Origin of the sequence: Hallella multisaccharivorax DSM 17128, from assembly GCF_000218235.1 — a bacterium.
Lineage (GTDB): Bacteria > Bacteroidota > Bacteroidia > Bacteroidales > Bacteroidaceae > Prevotella > Prevotella multisaccharivorax.
Window position 1 is genome coordinate 2,081,155 of sequence record NZ_GL945017.1, and the last position, 23,453, is coordinate 2,104,607.

Below are 23,453 nucleotides of genomic sequence, written 5' to 3' on the forward strand. Positions count from 1 at the left end.
TTATGAATCGGCATGCTCTTACCCTTTTTGAACTCAACTCACTTGTGAGTGATGTCATTGACACAGCATTCGATCATGCCTATTGGGTTGAAGCGGAGCTGTCGGAAGCGCGTGAAGTAAGAGGGCATTGCTATATGGAGCTCATCCAGAAAGACATCTTTTCAGCCACGCCTGTTGCCCGTGCGTCAGCCAAATGCTGGAAGACAACATGGACGCGACTCAAGCCTAAGTTTGAACACACCACTGGTCAGCAACTCCATGCCGGTATGAAAGTAATGCTCCTCGTCACTGCCAACTTCCATGCGGCCTATGGCTTTTCGTGGATTGTTCAGGACATTGACCCCACATACACCTTAGGCGACATGGCTCGCAAGCGCATGGAGATTATCCGGCAACTGAAAGAGGAAGGGGTCTTCGATCTGCAGAAAGAACTTGCCATGCCCATGTTCACGCAGCGCGTGGCGGTCATTTCAAGCGAGAACGCGGCCGGTTACGGCGACTTCTGCCATCAGCTGCACGAAAATGACTACGGTTTCGTATTCCAAACTCAGCTCTTCCCTGCCATCATGCAGGGCGATCAAGTGGAGCCAACCGTCATTAGTGCGCTAAATGATATTTATAATAATGTAGACGACTACGATGTCGTCGTCATCATTCGCGGTGGAGGTGCCACGGCAGACTTAAGCGGTTTCGACACTCTGGCCTTAGCTGAGAATGTGGCCAACTTCCCTCTTCCCATCGTTACCGGTATCGGTCATGACCGCGATGAGAGCATCCTTGACATGGTCTCCCACACACGTGTAAAGACTCCGACGGCAGCCGCTGCTCTTCTCGTTGATCACCTTGCAGGCGTTTGGAGCCATATTGAATCGTTGCTCGAGCGCATCACCGGCCATGTGCAACAGCGCATGGAGGCAGAGTGGGCAAGACTGGACAGAGTCTCAGAGCGCATTCCCATTCTTTTCTCATTAGTGAAGGAGCGACAAGGCGCGAAGCTGCAACGCGTCATGACAGACATTGCCAACTCCATCAAAGAACAATTGACACGGGAGCAGCACAAGGTCACAATGCTGACCAATACCATCAGACCGCTCACCGAGAAAAGACTGACCACCGAGCACAACCGCCTGGAACAGTTGACACTCCGTGCCAAAGCCCTTGATCCGGAGCGCTTGCTCAAGCGGGGCTATAGTATTACTCTTCTTCACGGGAAGGCGCTTCACGACCCATCCGCTGTGAGAGAGGGGGATGTAATAGAGACAAAAGTAGAAAAAGGAATGCTTACTTCTATCATACATCTTGGTAATAGTTCACATCATAAATAAATAACAATCAATATGGCTAAACAAGAACTCAAATACGAAGATGCCGTACACCAGTTAGAGACCATCGTCGAAAAGCTGGAAGACAATGAGCTCGGCATTGACGAGTTGTCCACAGAGCTGAAAAAAGCGCAACAACTGATCAAACTCTGCAAGGATAAACTGACAAAAACTGACGTAGAAATCAAAAAAATACTGGATAACGAATAAATAATCGTACCAAAATTATCGATTTGTTATTATTATTGCTAATTTTGCACTAAATTATTAGCAAGTAATTTTAAACACGTATCTTATGAAAGATTTAGATTGGGGAAATTTGACTTTTGGCTATCGTAAGACAGACTACAATGTACGATGCTACTACCGTGACGGCAAATGGGGCGAGATAGAGGTCTGCTCTGATGAATACATTAACATGCACATGGCTGCAACCTGCCTGCACTATGGGCAGGAAGCCTTCGAAGGACTGAAGGCATACCGTTGCCCTGACGGCAAGGTACGCATCTTCCGCGTAAAAGACAACGCCGAGCGACTGCAATCAACTTGCGACGGCATCGTCATGCCGAAGGTGTCCACGGAAATGTTTGAGGAGATGGTCAAGAAAGTCGTACGACTCAATCAGGATTATATCCCTACCTATGAGAGTGGCGCAACACTGTATATCCGCCCGTTGCTCATCGGCATCAGCCCGCAGGTTGGCGTACATCCGGCAAAGGATTACCTCTTCCTCATCTTCGTCACACCTGTAGGCCCCTATTTCAAAGGTGGCTTCGCCTGCAATAAATATGCCATTGTACGCGACTTCGACCGTGCAGCACCTTTAGGTACAGGCTGCTACAAGGTGGGTGGTAACTATGCCGCATCGTTGCGCGCGCATATGTATGCGGCCGGAAAGGGCTATGGCTCAGAGTTCTATCTCGACGCCAGAGAGAAGAAATACGTAGACGAGTGCGGCGCAGCTAACTTCTTCGGCATCAAGAACAATACCTACGTCACACCAAAGAGCACTTCCATTCTGCCGTCCATCACCAACAAGAGCCTGATGCAGATTGCTGAAGATCTGGGGCTGAAGGTGGAGCGCCGCCCCGTACCCGAGGAAGAGCTGCCTACCTTCGAGGAGGCTGGAGCTTGTGGTACTGCTGCTGTCATCTCGCCAATCTCAGAGCTCGACGATCTCGACACCGGTAAGAAATATGTCTTTGGCGACAAACCAGGGCCTTGGTCTACAAAGCTCTACGAAACCCTGCGCGGCATCCAATACGGTACTGTCGAGGACAAGCATGGATGGACGACCGTAGTCATCGACTAAGTGTCTGATTGACAACTACATGCCCACAGAAAATGAAGTCCGACAGATGGACCAGGGATAACATTTATCTACGTCGCTCACAGGTTTTATCCGATGAGTCAGAACAGTCTAACGGGACGCACATGTGGAATTGGAATTACTTACGGGAGCTTACGGGAGGCGGCAAAAGTAGCATAAAAAGTGTTGAGGAAAAGCACGGTCTGCTTTTTTTTTGCTAACTTTGCGCCCAAGTATCAGAAAACAAGATAAAGTAAAAAGGAATAAATGATGGCTAAGAGATTTGCCGAGCACGACTGTCTTGACCTCACCAAGACCAACGAAGAGGTGTTAGCAGAATGGGAGAAAAACGATATTTTCCATAAAAGCATTAATGAACGCGAGGGCTGCCCCGAGTTCATTTTCTTTGAGGGGCCTCCTTCTGCCAATGGCCACCCCGGCATTCATCATGTACTGGCACGCTCCATAAAGGATACTTTCAACCGCTACAAGACCATGCAGGGCTTCCAGGTGAAGCGTAAGGCCGGCTGGGATACTCATGGGCTGCCGGTGGAAATCAACGTAGAAAAGGAACTGCACATTACCAAAAAGGACATCGGTACGAAGATTTCCGTGGAGGAATATAATCGTCGTTGCCATGAGGATGTGCTCAAATTCACGAAGGAATGGGACGATCTGACGAAGAAAATGGGCTATTTCGTCGATCTTGAGCATCCTTACGTCACATACCACAACAAATACATTGAGACGCTGTGGTGGCTCTTGAAGCAACTTTACAATAAGGGATTGCTGTACAAAGGCTACACCATTCAGCCGTATTCGCCCGCTGACGGCACAGGACTGAGCTCTCACGAGCTTAATCAACCCGGCTGTTACCGTGACGTGAAGGACACTACGGTCACCGCGCAGTTCCTTATCACCGACCCACGTAAGACGTGGACCCAGTGGGGCAAGCCAGTCTTCCTTGCCTGGACTACAACACCCTGGACTCTGCCTTCCAACGTGGCGCTCTGTGTCGGCCCAAAGATTGACTACGTGGCCGTGGAGACTTACAACCCTTACGACGGCGAGCCTATTACCGCCATCATCGCTAAGAGCCGTGTGGAGGCTTACCTCGATCCTGCCTTAGAGATAAAAGAAGGCGCCCTCCCAGCTTATGATAAAGACAGGAAAGCATGCCCCTGGCGCGTCATTGACAGCATGACCGGCTCCGACCTCGTCGGATTCCACTACAAGCAACTCATGCCGTGGGTGAAGCCTTGCGAGAAGGTGAGCCAGTACAGCCACAGGTTTGTCAACGAGTATGCTAAGCAATATCCCGATAAAGTCTTTGCCAGCGCCGACGGCCGCGACAAGTTCGTGGAGATGGAGAGTGAGGCTTTCCGCGTTATCCCCGGTGATTATGTCACGACCGAAGACGGTACCGGCATCGTCCACACAGCATCCACCTTTGGCGCTGATGATGCCAAGGTCTGTATCGATGCAAAGATTCCAGCACTTTACCTAATCAACAAGCAGGGCGAGACGCGCCCGATGGTTGACCTCCAAGGAAAATATTATCTCCTCAGCGAGCTCGACGAGAATTTTGTTAAGCACTGCGTCAACGTAGAGGCCTACAGGCACCATGAGGGCGACTATGTGAAGAACGCCTATGATCCGAGATTCAATCCCGACGGCGTATGGGATCGCAAAGCTTCAGAGAAGGCCGAGGACCTCAACATTGTTATCTGCATGGAGATGAAACAGGAAGGTACAGCCTTTAAGATACAGAAGATGGTGCACAACTATCCTCACTCGTGGCGTACCGACAAGCCTATCCTCTATTATCCTCTCGACAGCTGGTTCATCCGCGATACTGCCAAGAAAGAAGAGATGGTGGCCCTGAACAAGACCATCCACTGGCAACCCGAATCGACAGGTACAGGCCGCTTTGGCAACTGGCTGGAGAATCTCAACGACTGGAATCTTTCCCGTTCGCGCTTCTGGGGCACTCCTCTGCCTATTTGGCGTGATGAGAACCGGCATGAGAAGTGCATCGGCTCCATTGAAGAGCTCTACAATGAAATTGAAAAGTCCGTCAAAGCCGGTATCATGAAGAGCAACCCACTCAAGGACGCAGGATTCGTTGTCGGCGACTACAGCCAGGAGAACTACGACAAAATTGACCTTCACCGTCCTTATATCGACCGCATCGTCCTCGTCAGCAACGAAGGCAAGCCCATGAAGCGCGAAAGTGATCTTATCGACGTTTGGTTCGACTCTGGTTCCATGCCCTATGCGCAGCTTCATTATCCATTCGAAGGAGAAATTTCCAAGGAGGGTCTTAAGGCAAAAGAGATGAATGAGGTCGAGTATCGTAAGCAGTTGGTTGACAGTACCTATACGGGAACACCAGTGCCACCGGCATTTTTCCCTGCCGACTTCATCAATGAAGGTGTTGACCAAACTCGCGGCTGGTTCTTTACCTTACACGCCATCGCTACGATGGTATTCGATTCCGTGGCATTCAAGAATGTGATCTCCTCAGGGCTCGTCCTCGACGCCAAGGGCAACAAAATGTCAAAGCACGTGGGCAATGTCACCAATCCATTTGAAATGATAGACAAGTTCGGCGCCGATCCCGTACGCTTCTATATGCTCACCAACTCTGAACCCTGGGACAACCTGAAATTTGACCCCAGCGGTGTGGATGAGTGCCGCCGCAAGTTCTTCGGCACATTATATAATATATACAGCTTCTTCGCGCTCTACGCCAACGTTGACCACTTCGATCCCACCACACCGCAGGTGGCACTTGAAAAGCGCACCGAGATCGACCGCTGGATTCTTTCGTGCCTGAATACGCTTGTCAAGGGTGTGCAGAAAGAGCTTGACGGTTTCGACCCCACACGTGCAGGCCGCCTCATCGACACTTTTGTCAATGACGACTTGAGCAACTGGTATGTACGCTTGAACCGCAAACGTTTCTGGGGCAAGGAAATGAGCGAGGACAAACTCAGCGCTTACCAAACGCTCTATACTTGTCTGATGACCGTCAGCAAGACGTTAGCTCCCTTTGCTCCTTTCTTCGCCGACGAGCTCTACCATGATCTTGGCGGACAATTGAAGAGTGTCCATCTCGATTTCTTCCCCAAAGCAGACGAGACCATGATCGATTCCGACCTTGAAGCCCGCATGACCATTGCCCAGCAAATTACCTCAATGGTGCTGGCTCTTCGTCGAAAGGTCAATATCAAAGTGCGTCAGCCGCTGGCAAAGATTATGATTCCGGCCGCCGGCAATGAGCAGAAAAAGCACATTGCTGCTGTGACCGACTTGATCAAAAGCGAGGTAAACGTCAAAGAGCTCGATTTCGTAGAGGACGACAGCTTTCTGGTGAAGAGGGTCAAGTGCAATTTCCGAGTCATGGGCAAGAAGTTTGGCAAGCTTATGAAAGGCGTCGCCGCCAAGATGAACAGCCTTACACAACAGGAGATAGCGGCATTGGAGTCGAAGGGCTCTCTCGTCTTTGAGGTGGAAGGACAACCCCTTACCATTGACGCTGCGGATGTAGACATCATCTCTGAGGATATTCCCGGATGGCTTGTCAGCAACGAAGGCAATCTCACGGTGGCTCTTGAGGTGAACCTCACCCCTGAGCTGAAAAATGAAGGCATGGCTCGTGAGCTCATCAACCGAATCCAGAATATTCGTAAAGACAGCGGCCTGGAGATTACCGACCGCATCCGTCTGACCGTGGCTCCGCATGCAGAGACTAATGCGGCCATAGCGGCTTGTGGAGACCTCATCAAAGGGCAGGTGCTTGCCAATGCCATTATCATTGCCGACAACGATGGCACCGAGGTGGACATGGACGGATTTAAGCTGAACATCAAAGTCGAAAAAGATAATTAATCAGAAATCATGCAGGTAAAACGTTATTCAGACGAAGAGCTTGAAGAGTTCAGAGAAATTATCAATCAGAAGCTCAAAGTGGCCAGGCAGAGCTATAGCGATGCTATGGAAGCTTTGAGAAACAAAGGCAACAACACCGACGCCGACACCGCACCAACCTATCATATCCTTGAGGAGGGAACCGAGGTGATTGAACGCGAGAACCTGATACAGAAAGCACAGCGCGAATACAAGTTCATCCAGTCGCTGGAGGCCGCGCTCATCAGGATTAAAAACAAAACTTACGGTATTGACCGAGTCACGGGAGAGCTGATTCCCAAGGAGCGGTTACGTCTGGTGCCACACGCTACGCTCAGTGTAGCGACCAAAAATGCAAGAAAGAAGTGAAAAGAAAAGGACTTCTGGCGTGGATCATTATCATCGCAATCCTCATCATTGATCAATTGATAAAGATACATGTCAAGACGACAATGACCATCGGTGAATCAATCAGAATTACTGATTGGTTTTATATCACGTTTATTGAGAATAATGGGATGGCCTGGGGCATGACGTTTGTCAATAAGCTATTCCTCAGTTTGCTTCGCCTTGTAGCCGTAAGCGCTATCGGCTGGTTCATCTGGCAGGTGGTCCGTCAGAAAGGTCGCACAATGTACATCGTCTTTCTTTCCATGGTATTGGCAGGCGCGGCGGGAAACATTCTCGACTCATTGTTTTACGGACTCTGCTTCACGGCCTCCACTCCCTACAGCGTTTCCTACGCCGTGCCGTTTGGCAGCGGTTATGCAGGTGTACTGATGGGAAAAGTGGTGGATATGTTTTATTTCCCCATCATCCACTCCACATGGCCATCGTGGATGCCGCTGGTGGGTGGAGAGAGCTTCACCTTCTTCTCACCCGTATTCAATTTTGCAGATGCCTCCATTACAACGGGGGTCATCTGCCTGCTGTTGTTTTGCTCAAAAGACCTCGCCTTAATTGGAGCCACCATTGACAAGGCGCGTGGAAAGTACACAAGAAAAGACGAAAAGGCCGACAAGCCCACAAAGACTGTATAACCATGCGAAAGACATTGCTCTTCTTCATAGCCGCAGTAATCGCCAGTACACTCATGATGAGCTGCAATCAAGACAGCCACGTTATCCCAGCCGGTAAGATGGAAGACATACTCTATGACTACCATCTCGCCGATGCCATGGCGCAGCAGGCAGAGGGTGGCTATGAGAAAAATGCGTATGAATACAGGGCAGCTGTATTGAAGAAATACGGTGTCTCGCAAGACGACTTCGACTCGTCGATGGTTTACTATATGCGTCGTACTGACGAGCTGCACACAATCTATCAGCATATCGCTGACCGCATGCAGAACGAGGCCAGTCGCCTGGGAGCCAGCTCTGTAGGCGGAGTCACCGCCACCGGCGACTCTGCCGATGTATGGAATGGAGAGCGGTCGCTGATTCTCATGCCCAACGAACCGTACAACCTTTATTCGTTCAGCCTGTCCACTGACTCCACTTTCCATAAAGGAGACCGCTTGATGCTGAACTTCCAATCCGATTTCATTTTTCAGGATGGCATGCGTGATGGCATCGTCGTGCTTGCTGTGGAATTGGGTAATGACAGTGTGGCGTCAACAGTAGCGCACATTTCCTCTTCCATGCCGTCCTCCCTGCAGATCTCTGACAATGACAGTCTTGGAATCAAGAAGATTCGAGGTCTCTTCATGTTGTCCAAGAGCAGTGATGCCAATGCATCTACCACGACACTACAACTGATGAGCATCCACAACATTCGGCTCATCAGGGTGCATCCTTCCACAGCTGCCAGTGGACGAGCCCCACTCGCCCCTGTTGACGGCAGAATTCCGGTTAATGCCAATGTGCCCGATTCGGAGAGAATGAAACCACAAGTGATGCGCTAACTATAGCTATTTCACATTAGACCAACAAGATATACACTATGAGAAAACAATTGCTCACAGCTTGCTTTTTGGTAATTGCCGCTGCTGCAACGGCATGCACCAACTTTATCGTCGGTAAAGAAGCTTCTAACGATGGCTCCGTCATGTGTACCTATAACGCCGACGACTATGGCATGTTTATTGGACTTGCCCACTATGCCGCCGGCACCCATCCAAAAGGTGAGATGCGGAAGATCTTCGATTGGGATACAAAAAAATACCATGGCCAGATACCTGAAGCTCCCACTACCTACAACGTCATCGGAAATATCAATGAGTTTCAGGTCACCATCGGTGAAACCACCTATGGTGGCCGAGAGGAGATGGTTGATACAACAGGCATTATCGATTACGGATCACTCATCTATATTGCCCTGCAGCGGTCGAAGACGGCAAGGGAAGCCGTCAAAGTGATGACTTCTCTGGCTGAGAAGTACGGCTACAACTCAGAGGGCGAGACCTTTACCATCTGTGATCCCAACGAGGCATGGATAATGGAATTGATGGGCTGTGGAGGCGATAAGAGGCAAAAAGTGGTTTGGGTTGCCGTGCGCATCCCCGACAATGCTATCAGCGGGCATGCCAACCAGAGTCGTATCGGTGTCTTCACGCAATATCATACGGAGGTGCTGCACAGTAAAAATGTCATTAGCTTTGCCCGTCAGAAAGGTTGGTATAAGGGAGCCGACAAAGACTTCTCTTGGAAGAATACTTATGCCTTCCCCGATTTCTCAGGTCGGCGCATCTGCGATGCCCGTGTTTGGAGCTTCTTCAACCACCATAAGAATATGAGCCGCTGGTTACCCTGGGCTCTCGGCAAGGACAAGAATGCCGAAGATATGCCTCTATGGATCATCCCAGACAAGAAACTCAGTGTGCAGGATCTTGAATCTGACATGCGCGACCATTTTGAAGGTACGGTGATGTCAGTTGCCGACGGTAAGGACACCGGCGGCGGTATTTGGCAAATGCCCTATCGCCCCACCCCACTTTTCTATACGGTAAACGGTAAGAAATACTTCAATGAGCGCCCTACCTCAACTCAGCAAACCGGTCTCTCCTATGTATCGCAGATGCGCTCATGGCTACCCCGCGAGATTGGCGGTGTGTTGTGGTTCGGCAACGACGACGGCAATATGGTCGCCTATACTCCCGTCTACTGTGGCAACACAACGCAGCCAGAGTGCTACAACACCCCCGGAGCCGACGCCGTAACCTTCTCCATGAAAAATGCCTATTGGGTATGTAACTGGGTGAGCAATATGGTTTATCCCCGCTACTCAATGATGTTCCCCAGCCTGAAGGCGGTTCGAGACAGTTTGGAAAACAGCTATTTTGCCAATCAAAAAGGTGTAGAAAGCAAGGCTGCAGCCCTTTACAGCACCGACAAAGCAGCTGCCATCCGATACCTCAATGATTACAGCAACGAGAAGGCACAGCAAATGCTGGCACGCTGGCAACAACTCGCATACTATCTGATCGTGAAATTCAACGATATGACAGTGAAACCTGAGGCAAACGGCAAGTTTACCCGCACGCCAGAAGGTTTAGGCGCTACCGTGAAACGTCCAGGGTATTCAGAGGCTTACAAAGAGCAACTCGTGCGTGAGACTGGCGACAAATTTGAAGTACCACAGCAATAAACTGATGATATGATGGAGCAGAAAGAGATCACCTTTGATAAATTCATCCGCTGGACCGGCATCATCCTCTTGGTGTTGGTCGTGATTCTACTTGTCAAATACCTCAGTGAAGTCCTCATACCCTTCTTCGTGGCATGGGTCTTTGCCTATTTACTCTATCCTATCGTTAAATTCATTGAGAACAAGCTCCACATCCGCGTGCGGGCCCTCTCAATTATCTTGACATTCATTTTTGTCACTGCCATCATTGGTGGGTTGGTATGGCTTATTATCCCACCAATGATCGAGCAGTTTCAGAAACTTTACGACATTCTTGTCAATTGGCTACGCGAGAGCACACACGCCAACAATGTGTCAGCTTGGCTGTCTGAAAAGATTATAGAGAACCAGCATCAGATAGAACATTTTTTCAAAAGCCGCGACTTTGCCGACGCACTTAAGACCGCTATGCCTAAGCTATTCAATGTACTCGGGCAAACTGCTAATGTCGTGATCAGCATCGTGGCTTCACTCATTACCTTGCTCTACACCTTTTTTATCCTGCAAGACTATGAGCTTCTTTCAAACAACTGGATTCGTATCTTCCCCAAGAAAAACCGACCCTTTTGGCATGTACTGGCAAAAGACGTTGAACGGGAACTAAACAACTATATTCGCGGGCAAGGATCCGTGGCATTCTGCATGGGCGTGATGTTTTGTATCGGCTTCACTATCATGGACTTTCCCATGGCCATCAGCTTGGGCATTCTTATCGGGCTGCTCGACCTGATACCCTATATGCATACTTTCGCACTCATTCCCACGGCTTTTCTCGCCATGCTAAAAGCAGCCGATACCGGTCAGAATTTCTGGATTATCTTTGGTATGGCCGTAGGATTATTCATCGTGGTTCAGATAATCACGGATATGATTGTCACTCCAAAAATCATGGGCAAGGCAATGGGGCTCAATCCCGCCATTCTTCTTCTCTCACTCTCTGTCTGGGGAGCACTGCTTGGTTTCATTGGTTTGATCATCGCCTTACCGCTGACAACTCTGATCATCGCCTACTGGAAGCGGTATGTTACCAAGGAGGAGACTATCCAGTCATAATGCTGTCTGAATAGCCTTTTAAAAAATTACAATCCGTCTACACCGCGTAAAGGCATTGTCTCTACACCGTAAGGACTTTGCCACTACGGCGTAAAGACAATGGCAATATTTCCTACAGTTTATCGCCATAACATAAGTCTCCAGCATCACCGAAGCCTGGGATGATGTATTTGTGCTCATTCATTCCCGGGTCTATAGCCGCGCACCATATGGTCGTCCTATCCTCGGGAAAAGCTTTCTTGATATGGTCAATACCCTCTACGGTAGCGATAACGCAGCAAACGTGAATACGCCTTGGGGTGCCTTTCGTCAGAAATGCCTTATAACCTAACTCCATACTGCCGCCTGTAGCCAGCATGGGGTCTGCGATGATGAGCGTCTTCTCATCAATGGAGGGCGTAGCCAAATACTCCACATGGATGCCTACTTTGTGATGCTCCTCATCTTTATATTCACGGTAAGCTGACACAAACGCATTCCCGGCCTGATCGAACACGTCAAGAAAACCCTCATGAAAAGGCAGACCCGCACGGAAAATCGTGGCAAGCACCACCTTGTCTGACGGTACATTGACCCGCGCGATGCCCAATGGAGTAACCACGTCGCGAGTCTCATAATTCAACCGTTTCGAGACCTCAAAGGCTTCATACCAACCCACACGGCGAATGTTGTTGCGAAAAAGCAAACGGTTCTTCTGATAGTCCTTGTCGCGCATCTCGGCTATATACTCCCCGATGATGCTGTTTTCTTTTGAAATGTTTATTACTTCTATCATGATATTATTGTTTCATCATGCAAAGTTACCCAAAAAAACTGATGGTCTAAGAAAAACTACAAAGTTTCTCTGCGGCATTGCCAACTTGATTTAGCAAAAAGTGAAGATGAAAAGGCATTTTTATTTCTTTAACCTAAAAAAGTTTTAGGACGCAATAAAAAAAGCACAACTCCTTTTGCTGTGCATCTAACTTTTGCTACCTTTGCCCTCGTAAACAAGAAGTACACTTATATTCTAACTAATACATTTTATACCAATGGCAAAGTTTGACAAATCAGTATTGGCAAGTTACGGAATCCAGACAGGTACTGCTGAGGTTCTGTACAATCCCTCTTATGAGGTGCTGTTCAACGAGGAAACCAAAGAGAGTCTTACAGGCTACGACAAGTGTGTAGAGACAAAGCTGGGTGCAGTGAACTGCATGACCGGCATCTACACTGGCCGTTCTCCTAAGGATAAGTTTATCGTTGACGATGAGACTTCTCACGATACCGTATGGTGGGACTCCGAGGAGTACCACAACGATAACCACCGCGCCACCAAGGAGGCCTGGAAGGCCGTGAAGAAGATCGCTCAAAGTGAGCTGTCCAACAAGAAGCTGTATGTTGTTGATGGTTATTGCGGCACACACCGTGACACACGTATGAAGGTCCGCTTCATCATGGAAGTTGCCTGGCAGGCCCACTTCGTGACGAACATGTTCATCCGTCCGAAGACCGAGGCTGACTTCGAGCAGGAGCCTGACTTCATCGTTTACAACGCATCCAAGGCAAAGGTGGAGAACTGGAAAGAGCTCGGCCTGCACTCTGAGACAGCCGTCGTCTTCAACGTTACTTCTAAGGAGCAGGTTATCATCAACACGTGGTACGGCGGTGAGATGAAGAAGGGTATGTTCTCTATGCAGAACTACTTCCTCCCGCTTCGTGGCATCGCTTCTATGCACTGCTCTGCCAACACGGACATGAACGGTGAGAATACTGCTATCTTCTTCGGTCTGTCCGGTACAGGCAAGACCACGCTGTCTACTGATCCTAAGCGTAAGCTCATCGGTGATGACGAGCACGGATGGGATGACAAGGGCGTGTTCAACCTCGAGGGTGGCTGCTACGCCAAGGTCATCAACCTCGACAAGGACGCTGAGCCTGACATCTATGGCGCTATCACACGTGACGCTCTGCTTGAGAACGTTACCGTTGACAAGAATGGCAATGTAGACTTCGCTGATAAGAGCGTTACAGAGAATACCCGTGTGTCTTATCCTATCTATCACATCAAGAACATCCAGCGGCCTGAGAGCCAGGGACCCGCTGCAAAGCAGGTTATTTTCCTGAGCGCTGATGCCTTCGGTGTGCTGCCTCCTGTTTCTGTCCTGAACGCTGAGCAGACTAAGTATTACTTCCTCTCTGGCTTCACAGCCAAGCTGGCTGGCACAGAGCGCGGCATCACAGAGCCTACTCCGACATTCTCTGCTTGCTTCGGCCAGGCATTCCTCGAGCTGCATCCTACAAAGTATGCTGAGGAGCTCGTCCGCCACATGCAGAAGAGCGGTGCTAAGGCTTACCTCGTCAACACAGGTTGGAACGGTACCGGCAAGCGTATCTCTATTCGCGACACACGTGGTATCATCGACCGTATCCTCGATCACGAGATCGACAAGGCTCCTACGAAGACCATTCCTTACTTCAACTTCGTTGTGCCTACAGCGCTTGAGGGTGTGAACAAGGACATTCTGGATCCGCGCGACACCTACAAGAACGCTTCTGAATGGGATGCTAAGGCTAAGGATCTTGCAGCCCGCTTCATCAAGAACTTCAAGAAGTACGAAGGCAACGAAGCTGGTAAGGCTCTCGTCGCTGCTGGTCCCCAGCTCTAAATTTGACTTCTCGTCTGCCTCATCATTAAGACGAGGCAGCTTAATACTTATCAAAAGGGTGCGTCATTGCTTTCTAATGGCGCGCCCTTTTCTAATTTGTTCCAACCATATCAAATTGGATCAAAGAAATCCAAAACACATCAAACAAAATTGGGTTGCCAGTCTTCCGCTATACCAATTATACGGCGATATACGGAGAGGAAGAATCATCATGCAGCCCCTTAAGAGACTGAATTCCGCAAGTCAGGGATTCAGCCTCTTTGAGTTGACACACTTAAGGTTACCATGATACATCTGCGTTAATAGATGTTATTCATCATCAAGATTAAACCTCCTTATACGTTATTGAAGATGTAAATAAGAATAGATGGACAAATCTCAATTCATATCTTGCGCACAACAACTCCGTCAAAAAGCACAAGCTGCAAGCCTACGCTACGGTGCTCTGGCTGAGGAGGCTGAGGATATTGCGCAGGACACGATGGTCAGACTATGGCAACTCTGTTCATCTATCGACAACCAAAAGAAAGCCGAAGCGCTGGCTACGGTGATAGCCCGCAATATAACTATCGACGGGGTGCGCCGGCAAAGGCGTATCTCGGCTTTGGAAGAGACTGTCATGGAAAGTCCAGACAGCAGTCTCTGTCCAGAGCGCATATTGGAGGAGCAGGATGATGCCGAATGGCTGCAACGCAAGCTGAAAGGACTCCCGACGACTGAATACACGATCTTGCACCTTCGACAATACGAAGAGTTGTCCTTAAGCGAGATTGCTTCGCTGTTGGGGCTGGAAGAGTCATCCGTGAGCTCACTGCTTTCGCGGGCGCGGCATCGGCTGTTGAGAGAAATTCAAAAGAGGATGAGAAGATGAAGCGAAACATGAAAAAAGAGCCTTGTTCAAAGAGGCATATTCAATGTCTGCTCGACAAATACATGGCAGGAGAGACGACGCTGGAAGAAGAGCAGATACTCTCTGAGTATTTCCGTGATGCAGACCTGCCGGAAGAATGGGCCGACTACCATGAGATGTTTGCATGGCTTGAGCAGGGAATGGATGAAAGGTATCTTACGACACAAGATTCAAACTGCGCCATTGCCCCACAGCGCCAACGGCAAAACCGACCGGCACCCAGACTGATGCGCCGTCTCTTTCCATGGATGGCTGCAGCTTGCATCGCCGGAGGTCTTTTATGGAAACTATGGCCTATTCCTCAACAGGAGACAGGCCACCATTCGGAAATAGCGCAGACACCGACTGCGTCTACACCGCAATCGCAGTGCCATTACGCCGTAAAGGCAGTGCCATTACACCGTAAAGGCAATGCCATTACGGCGTTAAGGGAAAAGGATTCAGAGAGATCACCCAATGCCACTGCGAAAAGCACTTCCCGCATCATACAAAAAACGGACAATCCTACCGATCAGGAGCCCCGTACAAAGCAGGAACATGAAGCAGTAAATACAACTAAAAATATTGAGAATCAACAACTTATACAAGAATCATTATCCCTCCAACTTCAAGCCATAGCGTTGATCACGAATGCAAATGTCGCTCAAGTCCAAGCACTCATCTTGCAGTCACGATCGAGTCTGGTTATGGCAAAAATGCTGATAGAAGAGCAGGAAAGTCAAGAACAAGTTTCACCCACTAATACCATTGAAGTATGAAGACATTAAAAATCATTGTGCTGGGACTGCTTATCCCGCTGTCACAAATTACTCAGGCACAGGAACATATTGAACAGCAAAAAGCAATCGTCAGCCGAATGGAGAATGTAGTATCGACAGTACAAACCGAAAAAGACCCCAAGACGCTTCAACCCAAATCGTCAATAGAGACTTACCAGTTCACCGTGAAGCGCAGCTCCACACTGCTGCAGTCATTATTGGGAGCCTTTGGCAAGGACGAGAACAAGGCATACAATGTCTACAGAGGTAATACCACAGGAAGTACCTACCGCCTTGGCTCTTTAATCATCGGGAAGGACTATCCAAACTATGTCCTGCAATGCTTCGCAGACCCCGACGATTCTTTAAAGAGGTATGCCTATGCCCTGGAATGGAGCTCAACGGCAAAAGGGAGAATCATTACCGGACGGATGACTAAAGTGTATGGTGACAGACCCAGAACGAAAAGCTTGATGCGCGATTTACCAAAAGCTTGGCAGTCTATACCAAACACCTTTAGATGGATGGACATAAAACCGTTCAATTCTAAAAAAATGGATGAGACCATGGATCGGCTCATTCAAGCACTGAAAGACAGAGGATACACGGAGCTCTCAAATGACGTTCGCCGGGAGTGGGACAACCTGAAAGCGCAGAAAGAGACTACCAAGACGGTATCCAGCGATGGACAAGACGCCCTCTTCAGGCAGTATACAAATGGTGAGAGCATTGTCGTTGACGGAGCGGGCAATCTCGTTTTCAATGGCTTGCATGGCAACTATGTCATGGACACAGCAGGCAACATCGTCGTGAACAATGAAGGAAAAAGAACGCTTATTCTGAGTAATAAGTAAGAGACGAAAGTCTATATGATATTAAAATGTCATTCTGGCAACAATCATCGCCACATTGTCACTTTATCTTGATTAGGTACACCCTTTGATAAAGAGAGGGTATAACCATTAAAAGAATAAAAGAAGGAGACAAGATATGACATTCGACAAATTTACAATCAAAGCACAGGAAGCTATCCAGGAGGCTGTCAATACAGCCCAGATGGCTCACCAGCAGGCTATTGAGCCGGTTCACCTTTTACAAGGTATCTTGCAGAAAGGACGCGATGTGACCAACTTCGTGTTTCAGAAGCTCGGTGTCAATGCCATGCAGATAGAAAGCCTTGTGCAGCAGGAGCTTAAGCATCTGCCTCGTGTGGAGGGTGGACAACCCTACTTCTCCAACGACTCCAACAAGGTTTTAGAGAAAGCTGTGGCTGACTCCCAAGAGATGGATGACGAGTTCGTCTCAATAGAGCCCATGTTGCTGGCACTGTTACAGGTGGATAGCACCGTGAGCCGCATCTTGAAAGACGCAGGTTGCACTGAGCAGGAGATGGTGAAGGCCATTCAGGAGCTCCGTCAGGGACAGAGTGTCCAAAGTCAGAGTGCCGACGACAACTATCAGGCTCTGTCCAAATACGCCCGCAATCTCGTGGACGAAGCCCGCAAAGGCAAGCTTGATCCTGTTATCGGCCGCGATGAGGAGATACGCCGCGTACTGCAGATTCTCTCGCGTCGGACGAAGAACAACCCTATCCTAATTGGTGAGCCAGGCACGGGTAAAACCGCTATTGTGGAGGGATTGGCAGAGCGCATTGTCCGTGGCGACGTACCGGAGAACCTGAAGAACAAGCAACTCTTTTCACTCGACATGGGTGCACTCGTGGCCGGAGCCAAGTACAAAGGTGAGTTTGAGGAGCGTCTGAAGAGCGTCATCAAGGAAGTGACTCATGCCGAAGGCAACATCATTCTCTTTATCGATGAGATTCATACACTCGTCGGTGCCGGTGGCGGTGAGGGAGCCATGGATGCGGCCAACATTCTCAAACCAGCTTTGGCCCGTGGTGAGCTCAGGGCTATCGGTGCCACCACACTCAACGAATACCAGAAGTATTTTGAGAAAGATAAGGCTCTCGAACGCCGTTTTCAGACGGTTATGGTGGATGAGCCCGATGAGGCCGACGCTATCAGCATCCTCCGTGGACTGAAAGAGAAATATGAGAACCACCATAAGGTGCGGATCACTGACGATGCATGCATCGCTGCCGTGAAGCTCTCAGAGCGATACATCTCTGACCGCTTCCTTCCTGACAAGGCCATTGACCTGATGGATGAGGCTGCTGCCAAACTGCGTATGGAGCGCGATTCAGAGCCCGAGGAGCTTGATGAGATCACGCGTAAGCTCAAGCAGCTTGAGATTGAGCGTGAGGCCATTAAGCGTGAGGGTGATGAAGACAAAATCAAACAACTTGACAAGGACATTGCCGAGCTGAAAGAAAAAGAACACTCCTACAGGGCAAAATGGGAAGCTGAAAAAGGACTGGTGAACAAGATTCAGCAGGACAAGCAAACCATAGAGAACCTGAGATTTGAAGCAGAGAAGGCTGAGCGCGAGGGCAACTATGCCAAAGTGGCGGAGATCCGCTATGGCAAACTGAAAGGTTTGCAGGACGACATCAACGCCATTCAGCTCCAGCTGCATGCCACACAGGGCGGCGATGCAATGGTGCGTGAGGAAGTGACATCGGATGACATCGCCGAAGTCGTGAGCCGTTGGACAGGCATTCCGGTGACCCGAATGATGCAGAGTGAGCGCGAGAAGCTCCTTCATCTTGAAGATGAACTGCACAAGCGGGTCGTCGGTCAGGATGAAGCCATCAATGCCGTGGCTGATGCCGTGCGCCGCTCACGCGCAGGATTGCAGGATCCCAAACGCCCTATTGCCTCGTTCATCTTCCTTGGCACTACCGGTACAGGTAAGACAGAATTGGCTAAGGCATTGGCCGACTACCTCTTCAACGATGAGAACATGATGACACGTATAGACATGAGCGAGTACCAAGAGAAGTTCTCGGTGACACGACTCATTGGCGCGCCTCCGGGGTACGTTGGTTACGACGAGGGTGGACAGCTCACTGAGGCAGTACGCCGTAAGCCATACAGCGTCGTGCTTTTCGATGAGATAGAGAAAGCACACCCTGACGTGTTCAATATCCTGTTGCAAGTGCTCGACGACGGAAGGCTTACGGACAATAAGGGCCGTACGGTGAACTTCAAGAATACCATCATTATCATGACCTCCAACCTGGGATCACAGTACATCCAGTCGCGCTTTGCCGATCTCAATGACTACAATCGTGAGTCGGTCATCAATGATACGCGCAGCCATGTAATGGATATGCTCAAGAAGACCATTCGCCCTGAGTTCCTCAACCGTATAGACGACATCATCATGTTCCTGCCACTGACAAAGGATCAGATTGGCAAAGTCGTGACGCTGCAGATGAACCGTGTTGCCAAGATGTTGGAACCACAGGGCTTCACGCTGAAGTGGACAACCAGTGCCATTGACTGGCTTGCCGGCGTGGGCTATGATCCTGAGTTCGGTGCGCGTCCAGTGAAACGGGCTATACAGGACTACGTGCTCAACGATCTCTCGCGCAAGATACTCTCTGAACAGGTGATGCGAGACAAGCCCATCATTGTGGATGCCAACGACAAGGGGCTGGTATTCAAGAACTGATTGTATAATCGAGTAGGAGGAAAACGAAGTAGTTTTCTTCCTACTTTCGTTTTCCGACCTCTCACACCACCGTACATGCGGTCCCGCATACGGCGGTTCCTATTTTGGGGTGCCATTCGAGATACGTCCCCATTAAAGTAGCATACCCTGCTGCACGTAGATTGTTGTTACTTATTGCAGTTGCTAAAATAGGACTATTAGCTATATGCCAATAACCCTTACGAGTATTACCCCATTCGTATGCTTGGTATTTATTAATACCACATCTAATGAGGTTTGCCACTTTTGTCTTGACTTTCTTCCAAGCTTTCCATATACACATGCGTATTCTACGTCTTAACCATTCGTCTGTTTCAAGCAAGAGACGCTTCATATTGGCAAGGTGATAATAGCCAACCCACCCTCTTATGTATTCTTTCAGCTTTTGCTTTCTCTTGGCATATCCCCATCCATTGCTGCGACTTGTCAGTTCTTTCAACCTTGACTTCATCTTGGCTTTGGATTTTGGGTGCACAGTGAGTTGGCATTTGCCTTTCATCACATAAAAGGAGTAGCCCAGATATTTCACTCCACGTACATACGACACTACGGTCTTTTCCTTGTTGACTCTGAGATATAGAACATTTTCTATAAATCGGGTTATAGACTCCTTCACTCGCATTGCAGCCCTTTTGGACTTACAGAATATCATCGAGTCATCGGCATAGCGTACAAAGGGAAGCCCTCTGCGTTCAAGTTCTTTGTCCAATTCGTTGAGTATGATGTTACTCAACAACGGACTTAGCGGTCCTCCTTGGGGAGTTCCCTCTTCGCTCGCTTCAAACAAGCCTTTGTTCATTACACCACTTCGGAGATATTTGTGTATAAGACTGACCACTCTGCCGTCTTTTTATCGTACGGCTGAGAATTTCTATGAGTTTGCTATGGCTCACGGTATCGAAGAAGCGTTCAAGGTCAAGGTCTACTACATATATGTAGCCTTCATTAATTATACTTTGCGCTCCTCGTATTGCGTCATGGCATCCTCTTCTCGGACGGAAGCCGTAGCTCGTCTTGGAAAATTGGTTCTCATAGATGGGGGTCAATACTTGGTTTATGGCTTGTTGCACCAAACGGTCTACTACTGTAGGTATTCCCAACAGGCGCATCTTGCCATTGTCTTTGGGTATTTCTACCCTTTTCACTGGGTTTGGACGGTAAGAGCCGTCTATCAAGGAACGGATGAGCAAGTCCTTATTGGTCAATAGCCATGGGAGCAACTGCTCACACGACATCTTGTCGATACCACCACAGCCTTTGTTTCTCATAACTGCCTTGTAGGCTCGGTTGAGATTTGAAGGGCTAAGGATTTGCTCGAAAAGGTGTTCCTTGTCGAATGGTACTTCCACGATGTTGTCTTCACACATCCACATGTAGGTCTGCACTCCCCCATACCATTCGGTTTCCGACCTATCTCTTTGGGGGCAGCCTATTAACTTGGGATTAATGTTTTCTGCATTCTTTCCTTCATGAGGTATGTTTCAATTACTATCGCTTGATTGTTAGGTTCAGCCCTTCATGCAACGTTATCGAGTATTGCACTACTATGGCGTCTGCTGACTTCTCACGGCAAGCTTTACTCCACTTCTTTCGTAAAAAAAACTATTTGAAGTGTCCGTGAGACCTCCTCGGATAAGGGCATTGTCTTTCCATCTTATACCCACTTCATTTACACCAACCGTTCCGAATAGCTATAGGGCTTTGATTTGTTTAGCAACCTTACCCACGGTCATATGCCTTGTATGAAGTTTCTGTTCGTTAGGTCAGATGTTTGCCGCCGGCTTCTTTCAGATTCCACCTCACGATGGACGCCCTTGCCTTTGGCTATGTAATTCCCGCTATTAAGGCTTACTCGGGACTTGCACCCGTTAGACAATACTCATGCCGAGCATACTAACAATGGGGCCGCATTAGAATATCATAAAGATGTTTCTAATGCGGCCCCTTTTATATACCCTGCATGAAGCCCGGAAGCTATCCGTGCGAATAGCTTTTGAAGTCATCATTTAAAGGCAAGAACTAAGAACCGATAGTAATTCCATTTCTTTTCGCAGAAGAAAGTCGGTGCTTTCCTTTGTGGTTTAAATGAATAGAGCTACCTTTGTAGCCTAAGGACGGTCTATTGATGATTGTCTGTTGAAATAATCATATAGAATCATGGAAATAGGACAGAAACTACCGGAGATTCTTGGCTTGGATCAAGACGGAAAGGAAATAAAACTGAGTGACTATAAAGGTAAAAAGTTGGTGCTCTACATTTATCCACGCGACATGACGCCGGGATGTACCAATGAGGCATGCAACTTCCGCGACAACTATGAACGCTTTCTCACCCAAGGCTACGCCGTAGTGGGTGTAAGCATCCAGAGTGCGGAGAGCCACAAGAAGTTTATTGCCAAATACAGTCTTCCCTTCCCGCTCATTGCTGATGTGGACAAGAAACTGGTTACGGAACTGGGAGTCTATGGGGAGAAGAAGATGTATGGCCGAACGACGATGGGCACATTCCGCACTACGTTTATTACCGACGAAGATGGTGTCATCACAGATATTTTTCAGCCCGGGCAGATTAAAGTAAAGGAGCATTCGCAACAGATTCTTGGTGATTAACCACCCTACTGCAATGTCTTTTGCATGAACAGGAAAATCTTCTTCTCCCATAAGGAAGAACTGTGGAACTCATGGAGCCACGCTGGAGGGATAGCCCTTGGGGTAGTCTTCGGCGTGATCTTTCTCGAGTGGTGCTTCCGTTATCACAATGGTTGGGCGACAGCTGGTGTCATTCTCTATCTCTTTGGAATGCTGTCAAGCTATGTGGCATCAACCGTTTACCATGCACTCTCTGCACGTTCGGTCTGGAAGGAGCGGTTGCGCAAGTGGGACCATGCTGCCATTTACTGGCACATCGCAGGCTCCTACTCACCCATCACGCTCATTGCTCTCCGCCATCAAGGGCTGTGGGGATGGACATTGTTCAGTTTTGTTTGGCTGTGTGCCATCGTTGGTACGGTTCTTTCTTTCCATCGACTGAAGGGACACAGTAACATTGAGACGGCGGCATATATAGGAATGGGTCTTTGTGTGCTTGTAGCGTTCAAGCCTTTGATTGACAGTGTGTCTGCAGGAGCTGTCAGCTGGATTATTGCTGAAGGCGTGGCTTATATCACAGGCGCGCTGTTTTACACGCGGCACAAACGTAAGTACATGCACACCGTGTTTCATTTCTTCGTCTTGCTTGGGAGTGTCTGTCATATTATCGCAGTGTGGGATATCTTGTTGCAATATGTCTAATTTTATCGATGTTTTCAGGCATTTGACTACTGTTTGCAAAGAGAAATCATTACTTTTGCAGTACAATTTCATGCGAAGATGAAGATTACGCGAAGGAAGTTCATTATTTATTTTTTCTCTGTCACGGCATTCCTTGCCATCGTGAGACTACTCTTTCCCTCGGTGTCGACCAACAAGACTACCCGAAAAGACCCACCTACAGAGGCTGTATTCCCCAACAGCAGTCGCGAAAACGAAGCGGCGGCACCACTGCCCGTATACGGTCAAGATATGAAAACGGTGTTTAAGACTAAGGACGGCAAGGAGGTGAAGAGCCGCATCTACAGTGTGCCCGGTTTCGAAATCTCCTTTCCCGATCAGAACGATGTGCAGCTTTTAGCTGCCCAAAAGTGGGGCGTAGAGCCGGTCGCCGACAGTGCCGATGCGTCCAAACGACTGTCGTCGTTGGTCTATATCGGCTCTAATCCTTATTTTTATATTGACCATCTCCATGACAGTTCACCCTTTCTTGTACCCCGTGCCGCGGTGTTATTGCAGGACATTGGCCGCAATTTCTTCGACTCTCTGCAGGTGAAACGCATTCCCCTCCACAAGATCATCGTGACGAGTGTACTGAGAACTAAGGCGGACGTAGCAAAACTACAGAAGAAAAATGCAAACGCCAAATCTAACAGCTGCCATCTTTTTGGTACGACTTTCGACGTGGCCTACAACCGTTATAAGACGGTGGAGGCTCCTGGCGAGCATCGTCGTGAGGTGAGAAACGACACGCTGAAATGGGTCCTCGCCGAGGTAATGCGCGATATGCGGCGTCAGAACCGCTGTTTTGTGAAATACGAAGTAAATCAAGGTTGCTGGCACATAACCGTGAAATAAGACCGATTCCCAAATACCATGAGAACATCAAGCGATAACTCTAAAGCAGGAACCGCACTACACGGGGGCCGGACATCATCACCATGAAATGACGGTCAACCTCTGTACACTGAAGAAAACCCAATCATTTAA

The 23,453-nt window shown here is 48.8% G+C and carries 18 protein-coding genes and 1 pseudogene; 17 read left to right on the forward strand and 2 right to left on the reverse strand.

The annotated features are described in order from the left end of the window. The first annotated feature begins 2 nt into the window (after nt 1-2). The 9 genes from xseA (at nt 3) to PREMU_RS08985 (ending at nt 11,220) form a co-directional block, all read left to right on the forward strand. Nucleotides 3-1,325 carry an exodeoxyribonuclease VII large subunit gene (gene xseA / locus PREMU_RS08945; RefSeq protein WP_007574668.1) on the forward strand — a complete coding sequence of 441 codons (1,323 nt, stop codon included), beginning with the start codon at nt 3-5 and terminating at the stop codon, nt 1,323-1,325. 12 nt (nt 1,326-1,337) lie between these two features. Then, on the forward strand, nt 1,338-1,532 hold the full coding sequence (gene xseB / locus PREMU_RS08950; RefSeq protein WP_007574669.1) for an exodeoxyribonuclease VII small subunit: 195 nt from the start codon (nt 1,338-1,340) through the stop codon (nt 1,530-1,532). An 85-nt stretch (nt 1,533-1,617) separates the two neighbouring features. Beyond that, the gene (locus PREMU_RS08955) at nt 1,618-2,634 is read left to right on the forward strand and encodes a branched-chain amino acid aminotransferase (RefSeq protein ID WP_007574671.1); all 1,017 of its coding nucleotides are present in this window, start codon (nt 1,618-1,620) and stop codon (nt 2,632-2,634) included. A gap of 267 nt (nt 2,635-2,901) precedes the next feature. Beyond that, a complete protein-coding gene (gene ileS, locus PREMU_RS08960) occupies nt 2,902-6,525 on the forward strand; it encodes an isoleucine--tRNA ligase (RefSeq protein ID WP_007574673.1) in 3,624 nt (1,207 codons plus the stop codon). 9 nt (nt 6,526-6,534) lie between these two features. Continuing rightward, entirely contained in the window at nt 6,535-6,912 is a 378-nt protein-coding gene (locus PREMU_RS08965) for a TraR/DksA family transcriptional regulator (RefSeq protein WP_007574675.1), read from the forward strand. Next, nucleotides 6,909-7,583, forward strand: coding sequence for a lipoprotein signal peptidase (locus PREMU_RS08970; protein WP_007574676.1), 675 nt, complete (start codon nt 6,909-6,911; stop codon nt 7,581-7,583). Before PREMU_RS08965 ends, PREMU_RS08970 begins: the two co-directional genes overlap by 4 nt. A 2-nt stretch (nt 7,584-7,585) precedes the next feature. Continuing rightward, the gene (locus PREMU_RS08975; protein ID WP_007574678.1) at nt 7,586-8,446 is read left to right on the forward strand and encodes a DUF4296 domain-containing protein; all 861 of its coding nucleotides are present in this window, start codon (nt 7,586-7,588) and stop codon (nt 8,444-8,446) included. Between the two features lie 38 nt (nt 8,447-8,484). Then, nucleotides 8,485-10,128, forward strand: coding sequence for a dipeptidase (locus PREMU_RS08980; RefSeq protein ID WP_007574680.1), 1,644 nt, complete (start codon nt 8,485-8,487; stop codon nt 10,126-10,128). A gap of 12 nt (nt 10,129-10,140) precedes the next feature. Next, on the forward strand, nt 10,141-11,220 hold the full coding sequence (locus PREMU_RS08985; RefSeq protein WP_007574682.1) for an AI-2E family transporter: 1,080 nt from the start codon (nt 10,141-10,143) through the stop codon (nt 11,218-11,220). 112 nt (nt 11,221-11,332) lie between these two features. On the opposite strand, the gene upp is transcribed toward PREMU_RS08985, so the two are convergent. Next, nucleotides 11,333-11,995, reverse strand: a complete 663-nt coding sequence (upp, locus tag PREMU_RS08990) for a uracil phosphoribosyltransferase (RefSeq protein ID WP_007574684.1) — start codon at nt 11,993-11,995, stop codon at nt 11,333-11,335. 256 nt (nt 11,996-12,251) lie between these two features. Between upp and pckA the strand changes: the two genes are divergently transcribed. The 5 genes from pckA (at nt 12,252) to clpB (ending at nt 19,115) form a co-directional block, all read left to right on the forward strand. Then, on the forward strand, nt 12,252-13,868 hold the full coding sequence (gene pckA, locus PREMU_RS08995; RefSeq protein ID WP_007574686.1) for a phosphoenolpyruvate carboxykinase (ATP): 1,617 nt from the start codon (nt 12,252-12,254) through the stop codon (nt 13,866-13,868). Nucleotides 13,869-14,235: 367 nt separating this feature from the next. Next, complete coding sequence (locus PREMU_RS09000; protein WP_007574688.1) at nt 14,236-14,739, forward strand: RNA polymerase sigma factor; 504 nt, start codon at nt 14,236-14,238, stop codon at nt 14,737-14,739. Further along, nucleotides 14,736-15,536, forward strand: coding sequence for a hypothetical protein (locus PREMU_RS09005; RefSeq protein WP_007574690.1), 801 nt, complete (start codon nt 14,736-14,738; stop codon nt 15,534-15,536). The genes PREMU_RS09000 and PREMU_RS09005 overlap by 4 nt, the downstream gene beginning before the upstream one ends. Continuing rightward, nucleotides 15,533-16,390 (forward strand): DUF5024 domain-containing protein, encoded by an 858-nt coding sequence (locus PREMU_RS09010; RefSeq protein ID WP_007574693.1) that lies wholly within the window; start codon nt 15,533-15,535, stop codon nt 16,388-16,390. The genes PREMU_RS09005 and PREMU_RS09010 overlap by 4 nt, the downstream gene beginning before the upstream one ends. 136 nt (nt 16,391-16,526) lie before the next feature. Then, nucleotides 16,527-19,115: an ATP-dependent chaperone ClpB gene (gene clpB, locus PREMU_RS09015; protein ID WP_007574694.1), complete on the forward strand. Its 2,589-nt coding sequence runs from the start codon at nt 16,527-16,529 to the stop codon at nt 19,113-19,115. A 61-nt stretch (nt 19,116-19,176) separates the two neighbouring features. On the opposite strand, the pseudogene ltrA reads toward clpB, so the two are convergent. Then, nucleotides 19,177-20,625 (reverse strand): annotated as a pseudogene (gene ltrA / locus PREMU_RS09020) (group II intron reverse transcriptase/maturase). A 686-nt stretch (nt 20,626-21,311) separates the two neighbouring features. On the opposite strand from ltrA, the gene PREMU_RS09025 reads away from it, so the two are divergent. The 3 genes from PREMU_RS09025 to PREMU_RS09035 all read left to right on the forward strand — a co-directional run bounded on the left by PREMU_RS09025 (nt 21,312) and on the right by PREMU_RS09035 (nt 23,321). Then, nucleotides 21,312-21,764, forward strand: a complete 453-nt coding sequence (locus tag PREMU_RS09025) for a peroxiredoxin (RefSeq protein ID WP_007574698.1) — start codon at nt 21,312-21,314, stop codon at nt 21,762-21,764. Nucleotides 21,765-21,788: 24 nt separating this feature from the next. After that, on the forward strand, nt 21,789-22,445 hold the full coding sequence (gene trhA / locus PREMU_RS09030) for a PAQR family membrane homeostasis protein TrhA (RefSeq protein WP_007574700.1): 657 nt from the start codon (nt 21,789-21,791) through the stop codon (nt 22,443-22,445). A 78-nt stretch (nt 22,446-22,523) separates the two neighbouring features. After that, nucleotides 22,524-23,321, forward strand: coding sequence for a DUF5715 family protein (locus tag PREMU_RS09035; protein ID WP_007574702.1), 798 nt, complete (start codon nt 22,524-22,526; stop codon nt 23,319-23,321). Nucleotides 23,322-23,453: the final 132 nt, after the last annotated feature.